Genomic DNA, 3,209 nt, shown 5'->3' on the forward strand with positions numbered 1-3,209 from the left:
CCGCTACCGCGTGGCGCCCGGCGCGGGCGGCGAGCAGCGCCGTCAGGACGGACGCGTTGTCGTACGACGGCCGCCATCCCGCCGCGCGCAGCGCCGCGCAGTCCACCACCCACGGGTACACCATGTAGCGCAGCTCAGCGGCCTGCGCGGGCGTGACGCCGAGACGGTGCAGCCGCTGCGCAGTGCCGAACGTCAGCCGCGCGGGCAGCTCGATCGACTTCAGCCCGCTCAGCTCCTCGACCTCATCCTGGGCGAGCGAGCCGTCACAGCCCACCGCGAAGTCTCCGGTCACGTCGCCGACGGCGGCCAGCTCGAGGGCTGACACCAGGTCATCCACGTGGCAGAACTGCCAGCGCGGCGCGCAACCGCGCACCGCCAGCAGCCGGGGCGCCTCGAAATGCCTCGTCAGCAGCGTGTCAACCCCGTCGCCCACGAGACCCGCCGGCCGGACGACGGTCACCGCCGTGCCCGGGTTCACCCGCCGGGAACGCCTGGCGATCTCCTCGACCTCCAGCAGGTCCCCGGCCACGCTGCCGTCCGCGTCCGCGAGCAACGGCGCGTCCTCGGGCAGCGGCACCGGGTTGTCCGGCCGCGCGCCGTACACCATCGCGCTCGTGACGAGCACGACCCGCCCGACGCGCTCGGCGGCGGCCGCCGTCAGCACGGTCTGCGCACCGCGCACGTTGAGCGCCCGCCGCTGCCGCGGCTCGGTAACCGCCGAGGTGTCCATGTCCGCGTGGACCACGACGTCGACGCCCGCCAGGCGCGCCGCGAGCGTCGGGTCCCTGACGTCCGCGACCCGCCACGTCACCCGGGCGGCATCACCCCGGTGATCGTCGATGGCGACGACGCGATCGATCAGCGGTGATTCAGCGAGCTGGACAGCCAGCGCCTGCCCGACTCCGCGGGCCGCACCGGTGACCGCCACAACCGGCGGCGCGGGCGCGGTGCTACGCTCACGGCGAACGCTGCGCTCGTGGCGAACCTGCCGTCTGGCGTTTCTCAAAATCGGCTGCTCCCGAATAGCGTGACGACTATGACATTTCTATCGTGCCCGACTACCTGACAGCTGAGGGGGCGCACTATGGCTGATCGTCCTCCCTTCGGTTTCGGCCCGCCCGGGCGGCCCGGCGACGACGACCCGCAGCCACCCGGCGGCGAGGGGCCATCAGGTCCGGTGGGGCCGTTCGGCTTCGGGGCCCCCGGCGCCGGCGGCCCTGGCGGTGGACCAAACCAGTTCGCAGACGCGCTGCGCCAGTTCGCAGACCTGCTTTCCTACAGCGGCGGCCCGGTCAACTGGGAGCTGGCGAAGAACCTCGCCAGGCACACCATCGCGGCCAAGGGCGACCCCAGCGTGCTGGCCAACGAGCGCGCCGCCGTCACCGAGGCGATCCGGCTGGCGGACCTGTGGCTGGACGACGTGACCACGTTCCCTTCCGGCGTCAGGAAGATCGAGGCCTGGAGCAAGTCGGAATGGCTGGAGGCCACCTTCCCCGTCTGGTCCGCGCTCTGCGAGCCGATCGCGGCGAAGGGCGTCGACGCGATGAGCTCAATGCTGAACGTCGACCCTTCGCAGCTCGGCGCGGACGTCCCTGAGGAGATGCAGCAGGCGCTGGCCGGCCTTGGCGGGCTGTCCGGGCTCGCGCCCATGCTGCGGCAGCTCGGCGGGGCGATGATCGGCGGCCAGACCGGCACCGCGGTCGGCGAGCTGGCCGGCGAGATGGTCAGCTCTACCGATGTCGGCCTGCCGCTCGGCCCCGAGGGCACCGCCGCGCTGCTGCCCTCTGGCGTGGCCGCGTTCGGCGAGGGGCTCTCGGTGGGCATCGAGGAGGTGCGGCTGTTCCTCGCGCTGCGGGAGGCGGCGCACCACCGGCTGTTCGGGCACGTGCCGTGGCTGCGCCAGCACCTGTTCGGCGCGGTCGAGGCGTACGCGGCCGGGATCACGGTGGACATGGCCAAGCTCCGCGAGGCCATGCCGGACATCGACATCAACAACCCGGAGGCGCTGCGCGAGGCCCTGGCGGGCGAGACGCTGTTCCGGCCGGAGGACACCCCGCAGCAGAAGGCGGCGCTCGCCCGGCTGGAGACCGCGCTCGCGCTGGTGGAAGGCTGGGTGGCGACGGTGGTCTCGGCCGCCGCGGAATCGAGGCTCGTGCATGGCGCGGCGCTCGCGGAGGCTATCCGTCGCCGTCGTGCCACCGGAGGTCCGTCAGAACGTACGTTCGCGACTCTGGTAGGCCTCGAACTACGCCCCCGGATGCTGCGCGAGGCGGCGGTCCTGTGGGCCGGCCTGACCGACGCGCGCGGCGTGGACGGCAGGGACGCGCTGTGGGCCCACCCGGACCTGCTGCCGACGGCAGAGGACCTGGAGGACCCGGACGCCTTCGTCCGTGGCTCGACCGACCTGGACATCTCCGACCTGGAAGAGCGCGCCCCAGAGGAAGCGGAAGACGCCGCCCCCGAGAACGAAGACACCCCCGCTCCGGAAGACGGCCGGGACGACCAAGGCGGAGCCTGACCTGATCTCTTCCCCATGATCACGAAGGTTGTTGGTCGCCAGGGCGACCACAAGTCTTCGCAATCATGAAAGTGCGGCGTGCGGACCAGCCATCGCGGCCCAGCCGCCACGCCTGTCACCCTGGTAACCGCCCGCGCCTTCTGACCTGCCCTGGTTTCATGATCACGAAAGAAAAGTACGCGCATAGGAGATTTTTCTTTCGTGATCATGAAAATTTAGCCTCCTGGGGGCGCGGCGAGCTGGGGCCGCACGCTGGAGGCTAAATCCGGCATTTCAGATTTATCTGCTGTAACGGGTCTAGAACGGGCTCGAATGTCGGTGGGCGGTGTCACGCTGACGGCATGAGACCAGCGCTGAAAGCCGGGCTGCGGCCGCTCTGGCGGGACCGGCGCACGCTACAGATCGGCGTCGACCCGCGACGGGCGGCGGCGCTGACCGGGCTTGGCAAGGCCGCCGCGATCGTGTCGCTGCTCGACGGGTCACGGGACACCGCCGAGGTGGAGCGTACCGCCGCCGAGTATGGCATCGCGCCCGAGGCGGTCAACCGGGTGCTCGGCCTGCTCGCCTCAGCGGGCGTGCTCGACGACTTCCCCGCCCACTTGCACCAGGCGCTGCCCGACTATCTGCGTGCGCGGCTGGCGCCCGAACTGGCCTGCGCAGCGCTGGCCTACGGCCATGGCGACGGCGGTGC

General features: G+C 71.5%; 2 protein-coding genes and 1 pseudogene. 2 read left to right on the plus strand and 1 reads right to left on the minus strand.

The features are described from left to right. A partial coding sequence (locus WA805_RS30890) for an NAD-dependent epimerase/dehydratase family protein (RefSeq protein ID WP_425244097.1) occupies positions 1–928 on the minus strand: 928 nt, incomplete at its 3' end. Between the two features lie 156 nt (positions 929–1,084). Between WA805_RS30890 and WA805_RS30895 the strand changes: the two genes are divergently transcribed. After that, on the plus strand, positions 1,085–2,518 hold the full coding sequence (locus WA805_RS30895) for a zinc-dependent metalloprotease (RefSeq protein ID WP_424559836.1): 1,434 nt from the start codon (positions 1,085–1,087) through the stop codon (positions 2,516–2,518). Positions 2,519–2,859: 341 nt separating this feature from the next. Beyond that, positions 2,860–3,209, plus strand: a pseudogene (locus WA805_RS30900) (thiamine biosynthesis protein ThiF); the annotation flags it as partial.

It is taken from the genome of Trebonia sp., from assembly GCF_049794275.1.
In the GTDB taxonomy this organism is placed as follows: Bacteria; Actinomycetota; Actinomycetes; order Streptosporangiales; family Streptosporangiaceae; genus Trebonia.